This window comes from Pseudomonas canadensis (assembly GCF_030980095.1).
In the GTDB taxonomy this organism is placed as follows: domain Bacteria; phylum Pseudomonadota; class Gammaproteobacteria; order Pseudomonadales; family Pseudomonadaceae; genus Aquipseudomonas; species Aquipseudomonas canadensis.
Genome location: NZ_CP133298.1, coordinates 2,498,462 through 2,524,665, shown reverse-complemented (window position 1 = coordinate 2,524,665; position 26,204 = coordinate 2,498,462). Strand labels below are relative to the sequence as shown.

Sequence of the window (26,204 nt, the reverse complement as noted above, 5' to 3'; positions counted from 1 at the left end):
GTCAGTTCCCCGCCACAGCGGGCGTGGCGTCGCCGATCACCACTTTGTCGCCTTCGGCCAGGCCTTCGAGGATCTGTACCTTGACGTTGTTGTTGATCCCGGTCTTCACCTCCCGCGACACTGCCTTGCCTTTCGCGTCCAGCACCCGCAACGAGTAACTGCCGTCGTTGTTGCGCGCCCCCAGTGCCGCCACCGGCACCATCAGCGCGGCCTCGGCGGTGTCGAGCACGATACGTACCTGGGCGGTCATGGCGATGCGCAGACGGTGGTCGGGGTTAGGCACATCGAACAACGCGTTGTAGAACACTGCAGTGTTCTGCTTCGGCGTGCCGGCGGTCTGGGTTTCCAGGAAATTCTGTGGCGCTGGTTCCGTGCCGCGCAGCTTGGCGTAGTAACGCTTGTCGGCCTCGCCGAGGATGGTGAAGTAGACCTGCTGGCCGGGGCTGATGTGAATCACATCCGCCTCGGAGACCTGGGCCTTGACGGTCATGGTGTCCAGGTCCGCCAGCTTGAGCAGCACCGGCGCCAGTTGGTTGGCGATGACGGTCTGGCCTTCCTGAGTGACGATGCCCACCACATCGCCATCGATGGGCGCGACGATGCGGGTGTAAGCCAGGTTGACCTTGGCGGTGTCGATCTGGATGTGGGCGCTTTTTATCTGCGCGTCCAGGGACAGCAAGTTGGCCTGTTGCACCTGGAAGGTGGATTCGGCGTCTTCGAAGTCTTGGCGGGAGACTGATTCGTCAATCTGCAGGCCTTTGTAGCGTTCGTATACGGACTTGGCCTGCTTGAGCTGCGCCGCTGTGGCGCGGCGTTGGGCCTGGAGGTTTTCTTCGTCGACCTGGGCTTTGCGCAGGGTGTTTTGCAGGATCAATGGGTCGATTTCGGCTAGCCATTGACCCTTTTTGACCTTGTCGCCGACTTTGACCTTGAGGGATTTCAATTGGCCGGAGACTTGGGCGCCGACGTCGACCTGTTTGATGCCTTCGAGCAGGCCGGTGGCGAGGACGGCGTTTTCGATGTTGCCGCGTTCGGCGGTGGCGGTGAGGTATTGCGGTGCGTCGGCGGGAGCTTGGACCGTGTAGATGATCAAGCCTATGGCGATGGCCAGTGTGGCGAACATTCCTAGTTTGCGTAGCGTTGGCTTTTGCATAGATGACCTTTGATCGAGAACATATCCGTTATTTGAGTAACGGCCACTATTGGTTCCGCTCTTACAGCGGGTCACTTTTGAAAAGCGCAAAAGTAACCAAAACGCTCTTGCCCCAACACTCGGTGCCTCGCCTAGGCTCGGCATGCCCTCACTCCGGCTTGAGTGGTGTGGAGCAAAGGCAAACGCAAAAGCAAACGCGATCCACTGTAGGAGCTGGCTTGCCGGCGATGGTCGTTAACAATGACGCGAGAACATCTGGATGATCGCGGCGTTCTCGCGTTTTTCGCCGGCAAGCCGGCTCCTACAGAACACGAAAAGCGTATCCACGATGCGAAGCTAGTCGCTTTTGCTCTGGCTTTTGATCTTCGGCGCCCCGTAAAACCACGCTGGCCGAACGCAGGCTTTGAAGCGTGGGTAACCCGGCAGGACGCCGGGTTAGCCGCGCTGGGCCAAGGATGGCCCATCGCGGCGGCCCACGCTCCAAAGCCGGAGTGAGGGCACACCGAGCCTAGGCGAGGTGCCGAGTGGTGGGGCGAAGACCTTTTGGTTACTTTTGGGGCGTTTGCCAAAAGTGACCCGCTGTAAGAGCGGAACCCAAAGTAGCCGTTACCGCAGGAATGGATGTGTACTCGACATACAGCCCTCAAGACACCACCTCCCCAACAACAACCCCATCCACCCACCAACGCGCCAACCCAACCACATTGGGCGCCTTGAGCAACGTAAAGTGATTCCCCCCGCCATACCAAACCTGCAACCCACTCCCCTGCCGCCGCCACCCCTCAACCATCTCCCCCTGCTCCCGCTGATTCCCCGCCGCATCCAACGCCGGATCCTCAGCCAGCACCAACCTCACCACCCCGTTAAAGCGCAAACCAGGCCGATACCGCGTGCGCAACGCCGCCGCATAAGTCCGCGCCGGCCCATCCATCGCATCCACAGCCGACCGCCCCGGCAACAGACCAACGCCGACCATCCCTGCATGCAACTGCCGCCGCTGCGCCACCTCATCACTCCCGGCAAAATTCTCCAGATCTATCCCCAGCGATTGCCCCGCCGACAACTGCATCGCCTCAATCAACCGCACCAACGCCGCCGTCGTCGTATAAGGCCTAACGGCGCGCTCCGGAGACTCACTGTCAATCACCGTCAACGAAGCCACCTCCCGCCCCGCCGCCTGCAACCGCAACGCCATCTCCAGCGCAACCCAGCCCCCAAACGAATGCCCCACCAAATGTACCGGCCCCTGCGGACACTCCTGCTCCAACGCCTTCAAGTAACAAGCCGCCGCCGCTTCCACCTGGCTATGGGGCACCGCCTCACCGTCCAATCCGCGCGGCTGCAAACCAAACAACGGCCAGTCGCGTCCCAACGCCTCACTCAAACCGATAAAACCGGTAACGCTGTCCCCCGCCCCCGGCACACAGAACACCGGCGCATACCCTGTCCGGCCACTCTGAATCCGCAGCAAGGGCTGATGCGGGGCCTGAACCTGCGGCGTGCATGTCACCAAGGCCTCAGCCATCGCCTGGCCCAATGCCTGGATGTACGGCGCCTGCATCATGCTCTGGTGATCCCCCGGCACCGCCACCTGGCGCAATTGCCCCGGCGCCAACACCTCATTCCACCCCAAGGTTTCACTGCGCCGCGACAACTCGGTCGGCCGCTCACACGCACTGAACAGATGCACCGCGATCGGCAACGGAAACAGGCTGTAATGCGCCAACGCATGCCCGTGCCCCACTTCCCGCTCGATGTAGTTCAAGAGGTCCGCGTCCGTCGCCGCTGCCATTTGCGCGTGCAGCACACCTTCATCGCGACAACGTTGCAGCAGGCCTGCAAAGTCCAGCTGTCCAACCTGCGCCTCCAACTGCCCAAGGCTCGCCAACTCATCCACACCTCCCTGTGTTTTCCAGTACGCCGTGCACTGCAACAGCAAGTGCCGCTTGAGCGCGTCCGGCCCGCTCCAGCGCGCCTTGCCCTGGTCAGTCATGCGCGGCAGGTAGCTGTCGATCAAACCGAGAAACTCCACCGGTTCATCCAGCCCCAGCAGTTGCATCGCCACTTCATAGGCCAGCACCCCGCCAAACGACCAGCCGGCAACCCGGTAAGGCCCATGGGGTTGAATGCCTCGGATCAACTCGACCAGCCGCGCAGCCAGACCTTCCATCGTGTTCAGATGCGCTTCGCCGAGCGCCACGCCCGGTAAGCCGTAGATCGGATAGTCACCCGGCAAATGCTGACCCAGCGCCGGGAAGTACACGTCCATGCCGCTGAACTCATGGACCAGAAACAGCGGCGCTTGCGAACCACCCCTGCGCACCGTGATCACCGACGTGTCACGCACCGGCTCATCCGTACGCTGGCGCAGCATCGCGGCAACGGACGCCACACTGGCATGCTGGAACAGCTCAGCCAGGGACACCTGCAACCCCGCTTCCTCCATCAGGTTGACCAGCCGGATCGCCAGCAATGAATGCCCGCCCAACTCGAAGAAGCTGTCATGACGACCGACCTGTTCCAGCTTCAACACCTCGGCCCATAGCTGGGCCAGGGTGTGTTCCAGCCCATCGGCCGGCGCCTCGAACTCACGGCGGTTGAACGTTTCCAGGGCCGGCACCGGCAAGGCCTTGCGGTCGACCTTGCCGTTGGCGGTCAACGGCAGGTGATCCAGCGGCACAAAGGCCGACGGCACCATGTATTCCGGCAATTGGCCTTGCAGATAGGCGCGCACGCTGTCGAGGTCGACAGGCTGATCAGCCCAGGTGAAATAGGCCGCCAAGCGCTTGTCGCCCGGCGCATCTTCGCGAGCCAGCACCACCACGTCCTGGATACCGGGGAAGGTCGCCAGGCGCGCTTCGATCTCGCCCAACTCGATGCGGAAACCACGGATCTTCACCTGATCGTCATTGCGCCCGATGCAGTCCAGCAGGCCGTCCGCCGTCCAACGGCCAAGGTCGCCGGTGCGGTACATCAAGGCGTGCAAATTCAACGGATCCTGCACAAACTTTTCAGCGGTCAGATCAGGTCGATTCAGATACCCCAGCGCCACGCCATCCCCGCCGATGCAGATTTCACCGGTCACGCCCACGGGCACCGGCTGCAGGTGCGCATCCAGCACATGAATCTGCGTGTTGGAAATCGGCCGACCAATCGGCACGCTGTCGGCGTCCTCAGCCAGCGCGCGCACCTCATAGGTGGTGGCGTAGGTGGTGGTTTCGGTCGGCCCATAGCAATGCACCAGACGCAACGCGGGCGCCTGGGCCAACAGGTTGCGAAAGGCGGCCGGGTCGGCACGCTCGCCGCCGCACAGCAGAATGCGCAAACCTGCCAGGGCCTGGGGAATCAATTGCACGTACTGGTTAAACAAGGCCGTGGTAACGAACAACACCGTTGCGTCCGCCAAGGCTACGCCTAAGGCTGCAGGATCCAGCAAGGTGGCGTGGTCGATCACCTGCACCTGGCCGCCGTTGAGCAGCGGGCCCCATACGTCCATGGTGCTGGCGTCGAATGCCGGGTTGGAGGCGAAGGCCACGCGGTCGCTGGCATTGAAGTCGGCGTAGCCATTGTTGATCACCAACCGCGTGATGCCGCGATGGGGCACCAACACACCCTTGGGCGTGCCGGTGGAACCGGAGGTGTACATGATGTACGCCACGCTGTCCGAGGACTGCGACAGGTCGGGGTTGTGGCTGGGTTGTGGGTCGAGGACCAAGGTGTCCAGGTCCAACCGCTGTACACCGTAGTCGACGGCAATATCGCTGCGGGTCAACAACCAGGCCGCGCCGCTGTCCTGCACCATGAAGCCCTGGCGTTCGGCGGGTGCGTTGATGTCCAGCGGCACATAGGCGGCGGCGCATTTGAGCACGGCCAGTTGGCTGATCAGCAGGTCCAGGCAGCGCGGCAACAGGATCGCCACGTTATCACCGGGACGCAGCCCAAGGCCCAGCAGGTGATGGGCCAAGCGATTGGCGCGGGTATTCAGCTCGCCATAGCTCAGTGACTGCCCGCCATGCAGCGCCGCCAATGCGCCAGGACGCGCCTGGGCCTGGGCTTCGAACAGGCGTTGCACCGTGTGTTCACGCGGGAATGGTCGCGTGGTGGCGTTGAACTCCAGTAGTTGCTGGCATTCGGCAGCAGGCAGGATCGGCAAGTGGCTGATGCCCATCGCGCCGCCCTGCTCCAACGCCTGCACCACCTGTTCCACGGCAACCTGCAAGTAGCCGCACAACCGGCGCGCGCCCTGCCCCACGATTTTCAGGAAGAAACCGTCGCCCAGGTCATCCACGCTCACTGACAGGCCATAGTTGCTGCGTTCTTCAGCCTTGAGCATCCGAATGCCTTGCCACGCCTCGCTGGCAGCCTGCGGCGCACTGTGACGATAATTGAACAACGTGTCGAACAGCGGCGTCGCCGCCGGCACGCCGCTGCAACGCTGGGCCAACGCCAGCGGCGCCTGCTCATGGCTGAGCAATTGACTGAGACGTGCGTGGGTGGCCCGCAGTGCGTCGCGCACCGAGTGCTCACCCAGGTCGACCCGCAGCGGCAAGGTATTGATAAACACACCCATGGCCCGCTCGGCGCCTTCACCGCCTTGCAGGCGGCCGAGCATCACGCTGCCGAACACCACGTTGTCGCGGCCCGAGACCTTGCCCAGCACCTGGGCCCAGGCCAGGTGCATCAGGCTGGCGGCGCTGACGCCGGATTGCCGCGCTTGGGTACGCAGGCGTTGGCTCAATTGCGCATCCAGTGGGCGTTGAATCTGCTCATTTTTGCCCAGGCGTTCGACCTGGGTCGGCTCATCAATATCACCGAGCATTTCGCGGAAGAACGCTTCGTGGTCCTCTGCACCCACGCGGGTCTGGGCCACATAGTTGCGATACGGTACAGCCACGCCCAAGGTGTGTTGAGTGCCCATGAGGAACGCCTGCATCTCCTGTTGCAAAATTTCCAGGGCGATGTGGTCCATCACCAGGTGGTGAAACAGCAACGTGGCACTGTCCGCATTGACCACCAGGCGCATCAACGGGGCTTGCGCCAGCTCGAGCCGCTCCGGCACCACGCCGCGTTCGACACGCAGCGACGCCTCGCGCCACACCACCTGCACCGGTTCTTCCAGGCCGTCCCAATGGAACGACGAACGCAGGATGTCGTGGCGCTGGACCACCGCCTGCAAGGCCAGGGCGAACGCCTCCAGGCGCTGTTGGCTGTCGAATGCAAACTGCGCGCGCAGCACATAGTCGTCAGCACCCTGTACCGCACGGTGGTGATACAGCATGCCGGCCTGCAACGGCGCCAACGGGTAGATGTCCTGCACATTGGCTGCGCCGCCTGGAATGCAGGCGACGATACGCTCGATGGATGGCTGATCCAGTTGAACCAACGGCAACATATCCGGCGTGATCGCGGTGCAATCAGCGGCAATGCGATTGGCCGGCACCGCCACTTCCCGACCACCGCCCAAGGCCGCCGCCAAGGCTGACAAGGTCGGCTGGCCGAACAACACCTTCACATCCGCCGACAACCCGAGGCGGCGCATGCGCCCCATCAGGCTCACCGCGAGCAACGAGTGCCCGCCCAATTCGAAGAAGTTGTCGTGACGGCCCACGCGCTCCACGTTGAGTAACTCGGCCCACAGGCTGGCCAAGGCGATTTCCGTGTCGCCCTGGGGCGCTTCGTATTCGCGCACCACCACCGACTCCAGGCCCGGCGCAGGCAAGGCCTTGCGGTCGAGCTTGCCGTTGGGGCTCAGGGGCAAGGTGTCGAGGTGCACGAAAATGGCCGGCACCATGAACTCCGGCAAATGCTGCAACAGGTGCGCGCGCAACGCGTCGATCTCGCTGAACACCCCGGTGTAGTAGGCGATCAAACGATTGTCGCGAGCGATCACAGCGGCTTCGTTGACCGGCGGATAATCGGTAAGGCGCGACTGGATTTCCCCGAGTTCGATGCGCAGGCCACGGATTTTCACCTGGTCGTCATTGCGTCCCAGGTACTCGATCGTGCCATCCGCCAAGTAGCGGCCCACATCGCCGGTGCGGTACAGGCGACCGTCGGTGAACGGGTCCTTGAGGAAACGCTCGGCGGTCAATTCAGGGCGGTTCAGGTAGCCGCGTGCCACTTGCACGCCGCCGATGAACAACTCGCCGACCACACCCAACGGCACCGGCTGCATCTGTGCATCGAGCACGTACATGCGGGTGTTGGCGATCGGTTTGCCGATCGGCGTGTTGTCCGGCGTTACCGGCCCGGCGCAGTTCCACGCAGTCACATCGACGGCGGCTTCGGTCGGGCCATACAGGTTGTGCAGTTCGCTGCCCGGCAATTGTTGCTTGAAGCGCCGCACCAGGCTGCCCGGCAAGGCTTCGCCGCTGCACATCACACGCACCAACCCTTTGGCTTGGCTGACATCGCCATGGGCCAGGAACACGTCCAGCATCGACGGCACGAAGTGCAGCGTGGTGATCTGCTCGGCCGCAATCACGTCGCACAGGTACGCCGGGTCTTTATGGCCGCCAGGACGCGCCATCACCAGGCAAGCGCCGGTGAACAGCGGCCAGAAGAACTCCCACACCGACACGTCGAAGCTGAACGGGGTTTTCTGCAAGACACGATCATGGGCTTGCAAGCCATAGGCGTCCTGCATCCACAACAGGCGGTTGACCACGCCTGGATGGTCGTTGATCACGCCCTTGGGTTGGCCGGTGGAGCCGGAGGTGTAGATCACGTAAGCGCTGACGCCTTCTACACCGGGGTTGTCTTGACGTTGGTGCTGCCAGGTCGGCCGATCCAGATCGACCACCGGCACATCCCCCAACAACCCGCGTGTCGCGCCCTGGGCCAGCACCGCGACCGGCGCGCTGTCCTCCAGCATGTAGGCGATGCGCTCCAGCGGATACGCCGGGTCCAGCGGCACATAGGCGGCACCCGCCTTGAGGATCGCGTACAGGCCGATAACCATATCCAGGCCGCGTTCTACACAGATAGCGACCCGTGAATCGGGCTGAACGCCGATTTCCAGCAGGTGATGTGCCAGCTGATTGGCCTGCGCGTTCAGCTCGGCATAGGTCAATACAAGGTGATCAGCCTTGACGGCGACGGCATCCGGTGTCCGCGCCACCTGCTGTTCGAACATACCGTGCAAGGTCTGGTCGAGGTCGTAGGCCACCTCGGTGGCGTTGAAGTCGAACAGCAAATGCTGACGTTCACGCTCTTCCACCAGCGGCACCTGCTCCAGCACCGCCTGGTCGTTATCGACCATGGCCTGCAACACGCGGGTGAAATAGCCGACGTAACGCTGCACCGTCGACTCATCGAACAGCGCCACCGCGTACTCCAGTGCGCCGATGATCGTGCCCTGCACTTCGCTCAAGTCCAGGGACAGGTCGAACTTGGCAAAATGGCTGTTCTCGACGATGCCTTCCAGGGCCAGGTCGCCCAAGGCCAGGGTCGGCGCGCTGCTGTCCTGCCAGGTCAACAGCGTCTGGAACAGCGGGCTGTGGGCCAGGCTGCGCGGCGGACGGGTAATTTCTACCACCTGCTCAAACGGCAGGTCTTGATGGGCCTGTGCTTCCAGCGCCAGCGCCTTGACCCGCGCCAGCAGCGCCTCGGTGCTCAGCTCGCCGGAGGTGTCGATGCGCACGGCCAGGGTGTTGACGAACAGCCCGATCAGCCCTTCCACCTCGCTGCGTGTGCGATTGGCGACGGGAGAGCCGATCACCACGTCCTGCTGTCCGGACAGCCGCGCCAGCAAGGATGCCCAGGCGCTCATCAAGGTCATGTACAAGGTGGTGCCGTGGCGTTGGCTCAAGGCCTTGAGCCCGGCGGTGAGGCGTTCGTCCAGGCGCACCTCGACACTGCTGCCGGCGTAGTCCTGTTGCGCAGGGCGCGGTCGGTCAGTGGGCAAAGTAAGCAAGGCCGGCGCGCCGGCCAGCGCCTGCTGCCAGTAGGTGCTCTGGCGATGCAGCACTTCGCCGCTGAGCCACAGGCGTTGCCATACGGCAAAGTCGCCGTACTGGATCGGCAGCGGCGGCAATGGATCGGGCTGGCCGTGGCTGAAGGCTTGATACAACGCCATCAACTCGCGGGTGAGCACGCCCATGGACCAGCCATCGGAAACGATATGGTGCAGGGTCAGCAGCAGCACATGATGATCGTCGGCCATGACCACCAGGCGCCCGCGCAACAGCGGGCCACGCTCCAGGTCGAACGGCGCCGAAGCCTCGCCGTGGATCAACGCATCCAGCGCCTGCTGGGGTTGCGGGTGGCGGCGCAGGTCCTGCACCTGCAGGGGCAGCACGTCCTCGGCGGGCACGATCAGCACCTGGGCGTCATCGCCATGCTGGGCGAAGCGGCTGCGCAGGGTTTCGTGGCGCGCGACGATACGGGCGAGCGCCCTTTGCAGCGCCTCGACATGCAACTGCCCACGCAAACGCAGGCCGATAGGAATGTTGTAGGCGGTGTTGGCGCCTTCCATCAGCGCCAGGAACCACAGGCGCTGCTGGGCGAAGGACAGCGGCACCTGTTCATCACGATTGGCCGGCAGGATATCCGGCAAGGTGCTGCGGCCGGACCGGGCCAGCACCTCGGCGACGGCCGCCAGTTCGGCATTGGCAAACAAATCGCCGAGCAGCAACTCGACGCCCAGGCGCTGGCGGATCTGCGAGACCATGCGCATCGCCAACAACGAGTGCCCTCCCAGTTCGAAGAAGTGATCGCGACGCCCGACGCGCTCGACGTGCAGCACATCGGCCCAGATGTGCGCCAGCACGCTTTCGATTTCGCCTTCGGGTGCCGCGTATTCGCGGGTAAACACAGCGGCCATGTCCGGCGCCGGCAAGGCCTTGCGGTCAAGCTTGCCGTTGGCAGTCAGGGGCAACGCGTCCAGCTTCACGTAGGCGACCGGCACCATGTAGTCCGGCAGGTGCGCCACCAGATGGGCGCGGATGTCGCCCACAGCCAATGGGTCGAGTTGACGGTTTTCGGTGAAATACGCCACCAGCCGCTCTTCACGCACCAGCACCACGGCTTCCTGGATACCTGCCACTTGGTTGAGCTGGGTTTCGATTTCACCCAGTTCGATGCGCATGCCGCGAATTTTTACCTGGTCATCATTGCGTCCCAGGTACTCGATGTTGCCGTCCGGCAACCAACGCGCCAGGTCGCCAGTGCGGTACATGCGCCCGGCGTTGAACGGGTCTTGCAGGAAGCGTTCGGCAGTGAGTTCCGGGCGGTTCAGGTAACCCCGCGCCACGCCTTTGCCGCCCACGTACAACTCCCCTGCTACGCCCAATGGGACGGGGCGCTGTTGCTCATCGAGCAAGTAAACCGTGGCGTTGGCGATGGGCTTGCCGATATGCAGCGGCTGGCCGGCCTCGACCTTGCCCGAAGTCGCAACCACCGTGGCTTCGGTAGGCCCGTAGTTGTTGATCAAGTCAAAGCGCTGCGCCCGGTTGTACTGGCGCAGGCGATCGCCACCGATCAGCAAGGTGCGCAGTGTCGGGTGTTCGATCTGCTGGCTGAAGGCGTACTCGGCCACTGGCGTGGGCAGGAAACACACGTCCAACGGCTGCGCACACCACCAGGCCAACAGCGCGTCGATATCTTCGGCGCCGTCATGGGCTGGGGGCAGATGCAGCGTCGCGCCCACACACAGCGCCGGCCAGACTTCCCAGGCCATTGCATCAAAGCCGAACCCAGCGACACTGGCCGTGTGGCGCCCGGCGCGCAGGTCAAAGACGTTGCAGTGCCAGTCCACCAGGTTGGCCACGGTGTGATGCTCTACCATCACGCCTTTGGGCAGGCCGGTGGAGCCGGAGGTGTAGATCACATAGGCGAGGTTGGACGGGTTGACCGTTACCTTGGGGTTGCTCGCTGAATGATGCTGCCAGGTGTAGCGGTCAAGGTTGATCACCGGCACTTCAAGGGCCGGCAAGCGCTCGAGCAAGGCATGCTGGGTCAGCACCGCCACCGGGGCGCTGTCGGTCAGCAGGTACGTGAGGCGCTCGGCCGGGTGCGACGGGTCTACCGGCACATAACAGGCGCCGGCCTTGAGGATTGCCAGCAGGCCGGCCAGGGTGTCCAGGCCACGGCGCGCAACGATGGCGACCCGGTCGTCCGGCTTGACCCCCAGCGCCAGCAGGTGATGGGCCAGCAGGTTGGCTTGCTGGTTGAGTTCGGCATAGGTCAGTTGACGGCCCGAATGCACAGCGGCAATCGCGTCCGGCGTGAGCGCGGCCTGGACTTCGACGCGAGCGTGCAGCGTGGTGTCCTGGGGGAAATCCGCTTGGGTGGTGTTGAAGTGTTCCAGCAGCAAACGCTGTTCATCTACAGGCAGCACCGAGAGCTGGTTGAGCGCGGTGTGTGGCGCCTGCTCCAACGCGGTCACCAAGTTATCCAAGGCGGTTTGCAGGTAGGCACAGACGCGTTGCGGATCGACCTGGGTGGTCGCCAGCAGACGCAGGATAAACCCATCGCCCAGGTCATCCACGCTCAGGGTCAGCGGGTAGTTGGTGCGCTCATCCGAACGCAATGTCTCGATGCCCTGCCACGCCGCCACGGCTTCGCTGCTGGTACCGGTGCCGCTGTGGCGATAGTTGAGCAACGCGCTGAACAACGGCGTCGGCGCCACCACCCCGCTGCACCTTTGCGCCAACGCCAGGGGCGCGTGTTCGTGGCGCAGCAGCGCGGTGAGTCGCGTGTGGGTGGCCTTGACCGCGCTGCGCAGGTCGTCGCCAGCCACGTCCACGCGAAACGGCAAGGTGTTGATGAAAATCCCCAAGGCGCGGTCCGTGGCATGCCCGCCTTGCATGCGGCCCATCAGCACGGTGCCGAACACTACTTGGGATTTGCCGGCCAGCACGCTCAGTACCTGGGCCCAGCCCAGGTGGAACAGGCTGGCAACGCTGACGCCCAGCGCTCGAGCCTGGGCGCGCAGGCGCTGGTTGAGTGCGTCCGACAGCGGCCAATCCAGTTCATTGATATCACGGCCATCGCCCTGCACATCCTGCAAGCCGAAGGGCAAGGTCGGCTCGACCACATCGCCGAGCATCTGCTGGAAAAACGCCTCGTGTTGCTGCTCGCTGACACCCAGCCGCGCCTGCGCAACATAGTTGCGAAACGGCACGGCGTGACCCAGGTGCCCGGCGTGGCCTTGCAGGAACGCCTGCATTTCATGGCGTACCACTTCCAGGGCACTGTGGTCCAGGGCCATGTGATGAAACAGCAGCATCGCGACAATGCGCCCCTGCGCCGGGTCCTTCGCCCAGGCCAGGCGCAGCAGCGGCGCCTGGGTCACGTCCAGCCGGAAATGGCGAGCATCGAACCGAGCGTGCAGTTGGGCAGCAATATCACCGTCAGCCGGGTCCAGTTCCAGCGCCTGTACCGGCAGACGCGCGCTGCGCCACACCACTTGCGACGGCTGTTGCAACCCCTCCCAGACCACGCCGGTGCGCAGGATGTCGTGACGGTCGATCACCCCTTGCAGGGCCAGGGCAAACGCGTCGAAACGCTCGACGCTGTCGAAGGCGAACTGCGACTGCATCACATAAGGGTCGCCCTGCTCGGTGCTGACGTGGTGAAACAGAATGCCTTCCTGCAGCGGCGCCAGCGGGTAGATGTCCTGGATATTCGCCACGCCGCCGTCGACCGTAGCGACGATGCGGTCGATCTCCTCCTGGCTCAGCTCGGACAGGGTCAACATGGCCGGCGTGATCCGCTCGGCGTTGGCCGGGATGCCATTGGTCGGCACCTCGTTGGCGGCCGAATACTCGCCGGCCTTGATCAGGTCGATCAACGCCGGCTTGTGTTCGCGCAAGGCGGCAAGAATCACCGGATCGCTCAGCGCTTGTTTGTTGCCTAGCACCGACAACTGCTCACCCTTCAGCGCGAGTTGTACGTCCTTGGTTTTCAGCGTCGCCAGCAGTTCGTGAATGCTCACAGGACGATCTCCATTCGTTCAGTCATCGCGGCGTAGCCAGCCAGGGTCGGCTGTTCGAACAACGCACGCACATCGGCTTCCATGCCTTCCTGGCGCAAGCGCCCGATCAAGCTCACGGCGAGCAGCGAGTGCCCGCCCAATTCAAAGAAATTGTCCTGGCGCCCTACCCGCTCCACGCCGAGCAGTTCGGCCCAGAGCTGCGCCAGGAGCATTTCGGTATCGCCCACCGGGGCCTCGTACTCGCGCACGGTCAAGGCTTCGTTGCCCGGCGCCGGCAGCGCCTTGCGGTCGAGCTTGCCGTTGGGGCTCAACGGCAACGCGTCAAGGTGCACGAACAGCGCGGGCACCATAAAGTCCGGCAGGTGTTGCAGCAGGTGTTCGCGCAGGTCCGTTACCCGAACGCCGGTGTAGTAGGCGACGAGCCGGTCATCGCGGGCCACCACCGCGGCTTCGTTGACCTGCGGATGTTCCAGCAGTCGCGCCTGGATCTCGCCCAGCTCGATACGCAGGCCACGGATCTTCACCTGGTCGTCGTTGCGGCCCAGGTACTCGATAGTGCCGTCGGGCAGGTAACGCCCAAGGTCGCCGGTGCGATACAGGCGCCCATCGGTGAACGGGTCCTTGAGGAAACGTTCGGCGGTCAACTCGGGACGATTGAGGTAGCCCCGCGCCACCTGCACGCCGCCGATGAACAACTCGCCCACCACGCCCAGGGGCACCGGCTGCATTTGCCCATCCAACACGTACATGCGGGTGTTGGCGATGGGTTTGCCAATCGGCGTGTTGTCCGGCACGTCCGGGCGCGCGCAGTTCCAGGCGGTCACGTCGACGGCGGCTTCGGTCGGGCCGTACAGGTTGTACAGGCCGATGCCTGGCAGTTGCTGCTTGAAGCGCCTCACAAGACTGCCCGGCAACGCTTCGCCGCTGCACATCACCCGTTGCAGGCCGGCCGCCTGGCTGACATCGCCGTGGGCCAGGAATACGTCGAGCATCGACGGTACAAAATGCAACGTGGTGATCTGTTCAGTGGCGATCACCTCGCACAGATAGGCCGGGTCTTTATGCCCGCCAGGACGCGCCATGACCAGGCAGGCACCCGTGAACAGCGGCCAGAAGAACTCCCACACCGACACGTCGAAGCTGAACGGGGTTTTCTGCAACACCCGGTCGTGGGCCTTGAGGGCGTAGGCGTCCTGCACCCACAACAAGCGGTTGACCACGCCGGGATGGTCGTTGATCACGCCCTTGGGCAGACCGGTGGAGCCGGAGGTGTAGATCACGTAGGCGCTGAGGGCCTGTGCGCGGGGATTGTCGATGGCGTGGTGTTGCCAGGTCGGGCGGTCCAGATCGATCACCGGCGCGTCGCCCAGCAAACCACGCGTGGCGCCTTGGGCCAGCACCGCAACAGGCGCGCTGTCTTCCAGCATGTAGGCGATACGTTCCAGCGGATACGCCGGGTCCAGCGGCACATAGGCCGCACCGGCCTTGAGGATCGCGTACAGGCCGACCACCATGTCCAGGCCACGCTCCAGGCAGATCGCGACCCGCGAATCGGCTTGAACGCCCATTTCGATCAGGTGATGCGCCAGCTGGTTGGCTTGCGCGTTCAGTTCGGCGTAGGTCAATGCCAGCTCACCTGCCTTGACGGCGATGGCGTCCGGTGTGCGCATCACTTGCGCTTCAAACAGGCCGTGCAGGGTCTGGTCGAGGTCATAGGCCACCTCGGTGGCATTGAAACCCGACAGCAATTGCTGACGCTCCTGAGCCTCCAGCACCGGTAGGCGATTGACCGCCAACTGCGGCGCCTGCTCCAGCGCGTCGACCAGCCCTTGCAAGGTCACCTGCAGGTAACCGCAGAGGCGTTGCGCGCCAATCGACTTCGCGGTCATGGCAGTGAGGCGGAAGCCGTCGCCCTGGTCGTCCACGTTCAGCGTCAACGGGTAGTTGGTGCGCTCCTCGCTGGCCAGGGTCTGGATGCCTTCCCAGGCCTGGGACACCGGCGCCTGCTGGCTGTCGCTGTGGCGATAGTTGAGCATCGCGCTGAACAACGGCTGCGGCGCGGCGACACCGCTGCAACGCTGGGCCAGGGCGAGGGATGCGTGTTCATGCCCGAGCAATGCGGTCAGTCGCGCATGGGTCTGTTTGACCGCCACGCGCACGCCGCTGCCATCAATGTCCACGCGCAGCGGCAAGGTGTTGATGAACATACCCAGCGCGCGATCACTGCCTTTGCCGCCTTGCATGCGCCCCAGCAACACGGTGCCGAACACCACGTTTTCCTGGCCTGAAGTGCTGGCGAGGACTCGCGCCCAGGCCAGGTGGAACAGGCTGGCGGCACTCACGCCGAGTAAACGCGCCTGGGTCCGCAGGCGCTGGTTGAGGGTCGGGGCCAGGTTCAGTTGGACCTCTTCGATGGCATTGCCGTCGCCGCGCACGTCCTGCAGGCCGAATGGCAGGGTTGGTTCGCTGATATCACCGAGCATTCCACGGAAGAACTGCTCATGCTCCTCCTCGCTGACACCCAATCGCGCCTGGGCCACGTAGTTGCGGTAAGGCGTCGCGTCACCGGCAGGCTGTGGCAACCCGAGCAGGCTGGCCTGCATCTCGTGGCGCACGCCGTCGAGGGCAGTGTGGTCGAGGGCAATGTGGTGGAACAACAGGATCGCGACCACGCGCTGGTTGGCCGGGTCCGGCGCGTACACCAGGCGTATCAGCGGCGCCTGATTCATCGGCACACGGTACTGGCGCGGGTCGAAGCGCTGGTGCAACTGGTCGATTACGTCCGCCTGCACCTGCAAGCGGGCCTTGCGCCACACCACTTGCAACGGCTGGGCAAGGCCTTCCCAGACCACGGCGGTGCGCAGGATGTCGTGACGGTCGATCACCTGTTGCAGCGCCTGGGCGAAGGCATTCAAGCGGTCGAGACTGTCGAACGCCAGGTGCGATTGCAGCAAGTAAGGGTCGCCCTGCCCTGCGCTGATGTGGTGGTAGAGAATGCCCTCCTGCAGCGGCGCCAGCGGGTAGATGTCCTGCACATTGGTGGCACCACCGGGCACCTGGGCGACGACGTGGTCGATGGTCGATTGGTCGAGTTGCACCAGGGATAAGAGATCCGGGGTAATACGTTGGCAACCCGCCGGAATACGATTGTCCGGCACCGACACATCGCGCCCACTGCCCACGGCGGCCGCCAGCGCCGCCAGGGTCGGCTGGCTGAACAGCACGCGCACATCGGCACTCAGGCCGACCTGGCGCATGCGTTCGATCAGGCTGACGGCGAGCAACGAATGGCCGCCCAGTTCAAAAAAGTGGTCATGGCGCCCGACCTGCTGCACGTGCAGCACCTCGGCCCAAATACGCGCCAGGGTGCTCTCAACCTCGCCTTGGGGGGCTGCGTACTCGCGAGTCAGCAACGCCGCCTGATCCGGTTCCGGCAACGCCTTGCGGTCGAGCTTGCCGTTGGCAGTCAGGGGCAATGCGTGCAGCTTCACATAGGCGACCGGCACCAGCGCATCCGGCAACTGGGCTTGCAGTTGCGCGCGCAGGGTGTCGATATCCAATGGTTGCTGTTCGGTGAACCAGGCAATCAAGCGCCCTTCGCGCACCAGCACCACCGCCTCACCGACGCCGTCCAGTGCGGCCAGACGGCTTTCGATTTCACCCAGTTCAACCCGCACGCCACGCACTTTCACCTGGTCATCATTACGCCCCAGGTACTCGATATTGCCATCCGGTAACCAGCGCGCCAGGTCGCCTGTGCGGTACATGCGGCCCTCGTTGAACGGGTCTTGCAGGAAGCGTTCGGCGCTCAGGTCCGGACGGTTCAGGTAACCGCGCGCCACGCCGCTGCCGCCGACATACAACTCGCCCGCCACCCCCACCGGCACCGGACGCAAGTGCGCGTCCAGCAGGTAGACGCTGGCATTGGCGATAGGCCGGCCGATATGCAGTACCTGCCCGGCGCGCACGCGGCCGGAGGTGGCAACTACCGTGGCTTCGGTGGGGCCGTAGTTGTTGATCACTGCAAAGCGGCGTTCCTGGGTGAACTGGCGCAGGCGATCACCGCCAATCAGTAGAATGCGCAACGTGGGGTGTTGCAGGTTCTGGCTGAAGGCGTATTCGGCCACAGGCGTTGGCAGGAAGCTGACGTCCAGTGGTTGCGCCAGCCACCAGGCGAGCAGCTCATCGATGTTTTCATTGCCCACATCGGCCGGTGGCAGATGCAGGGTGGCACCCACGCACAGCGCCGGCCAGACCTCCCAGGCCATCGCATCAAAACCGAAACCGGCGACGCTGCTGGTGTCGCCCGTCGCATCCAGGCCAAAGGCCTCGCAGTGCCAGTGCACCAGGTTTTCCACGGTACGGTGCTCCACCATCACACCTTTGGGCTGGCCGGTGGAACCGGAGGTGTAGATGACATAGGCCAGATGGGCCGGGGTCAGCACGCTGAGTTGCGGATTGTTGACGACGTGCTGCTGCAAGCGCGGATCGTGCAGGTCGAGGGTGGCAACCCCGCCCAATAGATCGCGAGTACTGGCTTCGGCCAACACCGCCACAGGTGCGCTGTCTTTCAGCAGGTAGGCGATGCGCTCGGCAGGATACGCCGGGTCGACGGGCACGTATCCGGCACCGGCCTTGAGGATGCCGAGCAAGCCCACCAGCATCTGCGGGCCGCGACGGCAGCACAGGGCGACACGGTCATCAGGCTGTACGCCCTGTTGCAGCAGATGATGGGCCAACTGGTTGGCACGTGTGTTGAGCTGTTGGTAGGTCAGCGATTCGCCGTCTTGCACCACGGCGATGGCATGAGGTTGGCGCTCGGCCTGGATCTCGAAAGCCCCATGCACCGTGTGGCCCGTGGGGAAATCGCTGGCGGTGGCATTGAACTCGCGCAGTAGGGTTTCGCGCTCCGCTGCCGGCAGGATCGGCAATTGACTGAGTGGGGTCTTGGGTTCGCTTTCCAGCGTCTCGACCAACTGCTCGATGGCGTTATGCATGTAGGCACACAGCCGCTGGGCGCCGATCTGCGGCAGCGCCAATACGGTCAGGCCGAAGCCTTCGCCCAGGTCATCCACACTCAAGGTCAGCGGGTAGTTGCTGCGCTCCTCACCACCGAGCAGTTGCACCCCTTCCCAGATGCCATGGCCGTCGCGAGCCATTTCTCCAGGCGTGCTGTGGCGGTAGTTGAGCAAGGCACTGAACAACGGCGAAGCATTCGCCACGCCGCTGCAACGCTGGGCCAGCGCCAGGGACGCATGTTCGTGGCCAAGCAAAGCGCTCAAGCGCCCATGGGTCGCCTTGACCGCAACCGCAGCCGGCGCTGCTACATTGACCCGCAGCGGCAAGGTGTTGATGAACATGCCCAGCGCACGGTCCGCGCCGTCACCGGCTTGCATGCGGCCCATCAATACGGTGCCGAATACCACGTCGTCACGCCCAGACACCAGACCCAGTACCTGCGCCCAGGCCAGGTGCATCAGGCTCGCCGCGCTGATGCCCAACTGCCGCGCCTGTTCGCGCACCCGCCGGGCCAGGGCTGTATCCACCGGCCATTCGGCTTCTTCGATGTCACGTCCATCGCCCTGTACATCTTGCACACCGAACGGCAGGGTCGGCTCATCCACGTCAGCGAGCATGTCGCGGAAGAACGCTTCGTGCTCCTCCATGCTGACACCCAGGCGCGCCTGGGCCACGTAGTTGCGGAACGGCGCCGCCTCGGGCAAGTCCTGCGCCTGGTTGAACAGGAACGCGCGCATCTCCTGGCCCACTACTTCCATGGCGGTGTGGTCCAGCGCCAGGTGGTGGAACAGCAGGATCGCCGCGACGCGGGTGTGTTGCGGATCCTGGGCGTAAACCATGCGCAGCAGCGGCGCCTGGGTGATATCCAGGCGGTAATGGCGGGCGTCGAAGCGCGCGTGCAATTGTTCGATGACGCCGCCGTCCGCCGGGTCCAAGGCAACCTCCTGGACAACCAGCTGCGCCTGGCGCCACACCACCTGCACCGGGCTGTCCAACCCTTCCCAGACCACCCCGGTACGCAAGATGTCATGGCGGGCCACCACCTGTTGCAGCGCGCCCATGAACGCGTGCAGGCGCTCGATACTGTCGAATGCCATGCGCGATTGCAGCAGGTACGGATCGCCCTGTTCGGCACTGATGTGGTGGTAAAGAATGCCTTCCTGCAACGGCGCCAACGGATAAATGTCCTGCACGTTCGCCGCACCGCCCGGCACGTTCGCGACGATTCGTTCGATGGCCACCGGGTCGAGCTGCACCAGGGTCAGCATCGACGGCGTGATCTGGGTGCAACCCGCTGGAATGCCATTGGCCGGCACCACGACTTCCCGGCCACTGCCCACGGCGGCGGCCAGCGCCGCCAGGCTTGGCTGGCTAAACAACACACGCACGTCGCAGCTCAGGCCGACCTGGCGCATGCGCTCGATCAGGCTGACTGCCAGCAACGAGTGCCCGCCCAACTCAAAGAAGTGATCGTGACGGCCAACGCGGTCGAGCTTGAGCACGTCCTGCCAGATCTGCGCCAGCTGGGTTTCCACTTCGCCTTCCGGTGCTTCGAAACCACGGCTGAGCAGCGCGCTCTGGTCGGGCACCGGCAGGCCTTTGCGGTCGAGCTTGCCGTTGGCGGTGAGCGGTAACAGCGCCAGCCACACGTAGGCCGACGGCACCATGTAATCCGGCAGTTGGCCTTGCAGGTGGGCGCGCAGTGTTTCGATGTCCAACGGCTCACGGGCGGTGTAGTAGGCCACCAGACGCTTGTCGCCAGGTTCGTCTTCACGGGCCAGCACCACGGTGTCTTTTACACCCGGGAAGCTGGCCAGGCAGGTCTCGATCTCGCCCGGTTCGATACGGAAACCACGGATCTTCACCTGCAGGTCATTGCGCCCCTGGTACAGCAAGGTGCCGTCGACCTGCCAGCAGGCCAGGTCACCGGTGCGGTACAGCAAGCCTTCACCAAACGGGTTCGGGATGAATTTTTCGGCGGTCAGTTGCGGCTGGTTCAGATACCCCTTGGCCACGCCCGCGCCACCGATGTACAGCTCGCCCACCACGCCCAACGGTACGGGTTGCTGGCGTGGGTCCAGCACATAGGCCTGGGCATTGGCAATCGGCCGGCCGATGGGAATGCCACCCTGGCCCACCGAGGTCATCTCAAAGGTGGTGGAAAAGGTGGTGGCTTCGGTGGGCCCGTAGCCATTGAGCAGGTGCTGGGGTTTGCCGTGTTCAAGTACGCGGCCAATCACCTGCGGGTCGAGCACATCGCCGCCAACGATCAGGTAGCGCAACTGGCGGAACACCGGCATCAGCGCGTCGGCGTACTGGTGGAACAACCCGGCGGTCATCCACAACACGCTGACGGATTGCTCCTGCAATAACGACGCAAACGCCGCCTGGGACAGCAGTACCGCATGCTCGACCACCACCACGCAGCCACCGTTGAGCAACGGCGCCCACACGTCGAGGGTGCTCGCGTCGAACGCCGGGTTGGAGGCGAACGCCACGCGATCACGCGCATTGAAATCGGCGTAACCGTTGTTGAGTACCAGGCGCGAGATCGCACGGTGCGGCACTTGCACGCCTTTGGGCGCCCCGGTGGAGCCGGAGGTGTAGAGGATGTAGGCGACGCTTTCGGCAGACTGCCGCAGTTCAGGGTTACGCGGCGACTGGGCGTCCAGGTTCAGGTCCGCCAGGTTGTTGAGCACCCGGTGCGCACCGCTGTCCTGCACGATAAACGCCTGGCGCTCGACCGGCGCGTTGACGTCCAGCGGCACATACACCGCGCCGCACTTGAGGATCGCCAACTGGCAGATCAGCAGATCGAGGGAACGCGGCAGTGCGATCGCCACGCTTTCGCCCGGTTGCACGCCCTGGTTGAGCAAGTGGTGGGCCAGGCGGTTGGCACGCCGGTTGAGGTCGCGGTAGCTCAAGGACAGCGGCCCATGCACCGCCGCCACGGCTTCCGGACGGGCCAGCGCCTGGGCTTCGAACAACTGGTGTACGGTGAGCTGCGACGGGTATTCACGGGCGGTGGCGTTGAAGTCCACCAGCAACTGATGGCGCTCGGCAGCCGGCAGGATCGAGACTGCCTGCAACGGTGTGGTCGGCGCCTGCTGCAGTGCGGCCACCAGGTGGCGCAGCGCGGTGAGCATGTAGTCGCCCACGCGTTGCACATCCAGGGTCGCCACACCTTGGACGGTCAGCGCAAAACCTGTGCCCAGGTCATCGACGTTGAGTACCAGCGGGTAATTGCTGCGCTCTTCGGAACTGAGAATCTGGATGCCGGAGGCGGCGAATGGGCTGTCCCCCGGCGCCTCCCCCGGTGCACTGTGGCGATAGTTGAGCAAGGTGCTGAACAGCGGCAGCGAACCCGGCACGCCGCTGCAACGCTGGGCCAGGGACAATGAGGCGTGCTCATGCCCGAGCAATTGCGCCAGGCGTGCATGGGTGGCACGCACGCCGGCTTGCACACCGACAGTGCCGAGGCTGACCCGCAGCGGCAAGGTGTTGATGAACATGCCCAGCGCACGGTCGGCGCCCTCGCCGCCCTGCATGCGGCCGAGCAACACGGTGCCGAACACCACGTCCTGCTGGCCGGACACCTGCCCCAGCACCTGGGCCCAGGCCAAATGCACCAGGCTGGCGGTGCTCACCCCCAGTTGCCGTGCCTGTTCGCGCAAACCCAGGCTGAGCGCCGGCTCCAGCGGCAGGTGGGCGTCAAGGATGCCACTGCCGTCGCCATTCACGTCCTGCAGGCCGAAGGCCAGGGTCGGCTCATCGATATCGCCGAGCATTTCGCTGAAGAAAGCTTCATGCTGCGCCTGGCTGACCCCGAGTCGCGCCTGGGCTACATAGTTGCGGTACTGCACGGCGTCGGGCAATTGCGCACTGTGGCCGGACAGGCTGGCGCTCATTTCGTCCACCAGCACCTGCAACGCGGTGTGGTCCAGCAGGATGTGGTGCAACAGCAGGATGCCGACCAAACGGCCCTGTTCTTGCGAGTAGGCGAAGCGCATCAGTGAAGCGCGGCTCAAATCGAGGCGGAAGTGACGCGGGTCGAAGCGTTGTTGCAGTTGGGCAAGAGACTCGTCGCTACGCTCAACGGCCAGTGTTGCCTGGCGCAAGACCACCTGCACCGGCTCGTTGAGGCCTTCCCAGAGAATCGCGGTGCGCAGGATATCGTTGCGCTCGATCACGCTGTGCAATGCCTGGATGAACGCGTCCACCGCCGCCTGATCATTGAAACTGAACTGCACCTGCAATACGTAGGGATCACCCTCGGTGGTCGCCAGGTGGTGGTAGAGAATGCCGGCCTGCAACGGCGCCAGGCCGTAGATATCCTGCACGTTGCTGATGCCGCCGGGTACGTTCTCGATGATGTGGTCAAGCGCCGCCTGGTCCAGTTCCACCAAGGGCACCATGTCCGGGGTGATGTGCTGGCTGGCCTGGGTAATCAGGTTGGCCGGGACCTGCACCTCCTGTTGCCCACCCACAGCGGCGGCGAGTGCCGCCAGGGTCGGTTGGCCGAACAGCACGCGCACGTCGGCGCTGAGGTCGACCTGGCGCATGCGTTCGATCAGCTTGACCGCCAACAGCGAATGGCCGCCCAGTTCGAAGAAGTTGTCGTCACGGCCCACCTGATCGAGCTTGAGCAGGTCTTGCCAGATCGCGGCGATGGCGGTTTCCACCGCACCTTGTGGCGCTGCGTAGCCGCGACGGGCCAGAGCGTCGGCATCCGGCGCGGGGAGTGCCTTGCGGTCGAGCTTGCCGTTGGTGGTCAGCGGGAATTTGTCCATCTGCACAAAGGCGCTGGGCACCATGTACTCGGCCAGGCTCAGCAGCAGGTGGTCACGCAGGTCGGCGGCCTGCCATTCGCCTTCGGCGATCACGTAGGCGACCAGGCGCTTGTCGCCCGGCTCGTCTTCACGGGCGATGACCACCGCGTCACGCACGCCAGGGGCAGTTGCCAGGCGGGCCTCGATCTCGCCCAGTTCGATGCGGAAACCGCGGATCTTCACTTGGTCATCGTTACGGCCCAGGTATTCGACACTGCCGTCGGCCAGCAGGCGGCCGAGGTCGCCGGTCTTGTACAGGCGCTGGCCGGTGACCGGGTCGGCCAGGAAACGCTCGGCGGTCAGCGCCTCACGGTTGAGGTAACCGCGCGCCACCCCGGCGCCGCCGACGTACAACTCACCGACCACCCCCAACGGCAGCGGCTCGCGACGCGCATCCAGCACGTACAACTGCAAATCGGGAATGCGCACACCAATCGGGCTGACGCCGACCAATTGCGCATCCGCCGCCTCCAGGGCGCGATAGGTCACGTGCACGGTGGTTTCGGTGATGCCATACATATTCACCAATTGCGTGCCGGCGTTGATCGTCCGGGCGTACCACGGCTTGAGCATGCCCGGCTCCAACGCCTCGCCGCCGAAGATCACCTGGCGCAGGGAATGGGATTGCGGGTGCTGGCTCTGTGCTGCAATCAATTGGCGGAAGGCGCTCGGCGTCTGGTTGAGGATGCTCACGCCCGCCTCGCACAGCAGCGAATAGCATTCATCCGGCGAACGGCTGACCAGTTGCGGCACGATCAGCAACTGGCCGCCGTGCATCAGCGCGCCCCAGATTTCCCACACCGAGAAATCGAAGGCGAACGAATGGAACAACGCCCACACATCGTTGGCGTTGAAACCGAACCAGTGCTCGGTGGCCGTGAACAGTCGTGCGACCTGGCGGTGTTCAATCATCACGCCCTTGGGCTGGCCGGTAGAGCCGGAGGTGTAGATCACGTAGGCCAGGTGAGCCGGGCTGACAGTGACCCGTGGGTTGACGAGGGACTCACCGCGCAAGCCATTGAGGTCGATCTGCGGCAGGTCGCCGACCAGATGACGGGTGTTGGCTTGCGGCAGGTCGCCGACCAGATGACGGGTGTTGGCTTGCACCAGCACGGCCACAGGCGCGCTATCCGCCAAGGTATAGGCGATGCGCTCCAGCGGGTAAGCCGGGTCGATCGGCACATAGCCCGCGCCAGCCTTGAGAATGCCCAGCAAGCCGATGATCATCTCCGGGCCGCGTTCCACGCAAATCGCCACGCGGTCGTCCGGGCAGATGCCTTGGGCCAACAGGCGATGGGCAACCTGGTTGGCGCGCTCGTTGAGTTGGCGGTAGGTGAGGCGCTGGTTGTCGAAGCGCAAGGCGATGGCTTCGGGCTGGGCGGCGGCGTGGGTTTCGACTTGCTGATGGATCAGGGCGGTGTCGGCGTAGTGCGCGGGGCTTTGATTGAGGCTGTGCAGCAAAGTGTGGCGTTCGGCGTCGGGCAGGATGTTCAGGCCGCTGAGCGGCATGTCCGGTCGTTGCTCCAGCGCGTCGGCCAGGCTTGCCAGGGCGGTGTGCAGGTAAGTGGCAACCCGTTCGGCACCGATGGACGCGTCGACCATCACGGTCAGCGCAAAGTCTTCACCCAGGTCATCGACGTTGACCGTCAGCGGGTAGTTGGTGCGTTCCTCGGCGCCCAGTACACGGATGCCCTCAGCGACTTCGATCACCTCGGCCATGTCCGTGGCGGCGCTGTGGCGGTAGTTGAGCATGGCGCTGAACAACGGCGTCGGTGCCGCCACGCCACTGCAACGCTGAGCCAGCGCCAGGGATGCATGTTCGTGGTTGAGCAAGGTGGTGAGGCGTTCATGGGTGGCCTTGACCCCGGCACGCACGCCCTGTTCGCCCACATCCACACGCAGGGGCAAGGTGTTGATGAACATGCCCAGGGCCCGTTCACCACCCTCGCCAGCGCCCATGCGGCCGAGCATCACGGTGCCGAACACCACTGCGTCACGCCCGGAGACCACGCCCAAAACGCGGGCCAGCGCCAGGTGCATCATACTGGCCACGCTGACGCCAAGGGGCCGTGCCAGGGTACGCAGGCGGCGGCTCAGTAGGCTGTCGACGGAGATGCGTGCCTCGTCAATGCCCAGGCCGTCACCCTGCACGTCCTGCAAACCGAAAGGCAGCGTCGGCTCGTCGATGTCCGCCAGCATCTCGCGGAAGAACGTCTCGTGGGCCTGCTCGCTGACGCCATGACGTACCTGGGCGATATAGCTGCGAAACGGCACCGGCTCCCCGGCCTGGGCGTGCTCGCCGGCCAGGTACAGCTGGATTTCATGGCGCACCACGTCCAGGGCGGTGTGGTCGAGAATGGTGTGGTGGAACAGCAGGGTCGCGGCCACCCGCCCAGTGAGCGAATCCTCGGCAAACACCAGGCGCAGCAACGGCGCCTGGCCCAGGTCCATACGATAACTACGCGGATCGAAATCAACCGCCTCGCATGACAGGACCGCCTTGCGCCACACCACCTGCAACGGCTCATCGAGACGTTCCCAGACCATGGATGTACGCAGGATGTCGTGGCGATCGATCACCCATTGCAGCGCCTCGGCAAAGGCCTCCAGACGCCCACGGCTGTCGAACTCGAACTGCGCGTGCAACACGTACGGATCGCCCTGCTCCGCCGACAGATGGTGGTAAAGCATGCCCTCCTGGAGCGGCGCCAGTGGGTAGATATCCTGCACGTTAGCCGCGCCGCCGGGGATGGCGGCGACAATCCGGTCGATGGCTGCCTGGTCGAGGCTGACCAGCGGCAGCATGTCCGGGGTGATGCGGTAGGCCGGGCTCAGCCAGTCGCCGCCATGTTCGGCCACCAGTTCGAGCAACCGGGGCTTGTGGGCGATCAATTGATCCCACAGCGCATCGTCCAGCGCTTCGTCATCGCCCAGGATGATCAGGTCGCCTTCTTCCAGTTGCAGACGGATCGCATGGGTGGAAATCGCTGCCAATAATTCGCTGAACTGCATGGGGTAACCTGCCTGATAAGTCACGGTGGAGAAGAAAGTCCGTTTTCAGCTGCCGCTTGAATCGGGTGCTGTGCGCCCCGCATCAAAAAAAAGCGGGCGCAGCCGTGGGCCTGGAGAGGCTTCCGGCAGGCTTGGAAAATTAAGGGATTTGGCAGGCGGGGGGTGACATGGGAAGCGGGGACAAGGAGGAACCGGGTTGGTTCAATCGCAATTGGGGAACGCCGTGTTCCTGGGGTGAGCGGGCTTGTTGTGG

3 protein-coding genes are annotated in these 26,204 nt (G+C 64.2%); all 3 read right to left on the bottom strand.

Annotated features, from left to right (window positions below; genetic code table 11):
- Window position 1 precedes the first annotated feature (1 nt).
- Complete coding sequence (gene macA, locus RB216_RS11575; protein ID WP_028615832.1) at window positions 2-1,153, bottom strand: macrolide transporter subunit MacA; 1,152 nt, start codon at window positions 1,151-1,153, stop codon at window positions 2-4.
- A 643-nt stretch (window positions 1,154-1,796) separates the two neighbouring features.
- Entirely contained in the window at window positions 1,797-13,091 is an 11,295-nt protein-coding gene (locus RB216_RS11570) for a non-ribosomal peptide synthetase (protein WP_308908716.1), read from the bottom strand.
- Window positions 13,088-25,951 (bottom strand): non-ribosomal peptide synthetase, encoded by a 12,864-nt coding sequence (locus RB216_RS11565; protein ID WP_308908715.1) that lies wholly within the window; start codon window positions 25,949-25,951, stop codon window positions 13,088-13,090. The genes RB216_RS11570 and RB216_RS11565 overlap by 4 nt, the downstream gene beginning before the upstream one ends.
- Between the last annotated feature and the right edge of the window lie 253 nt (window positions 25,952-26,204).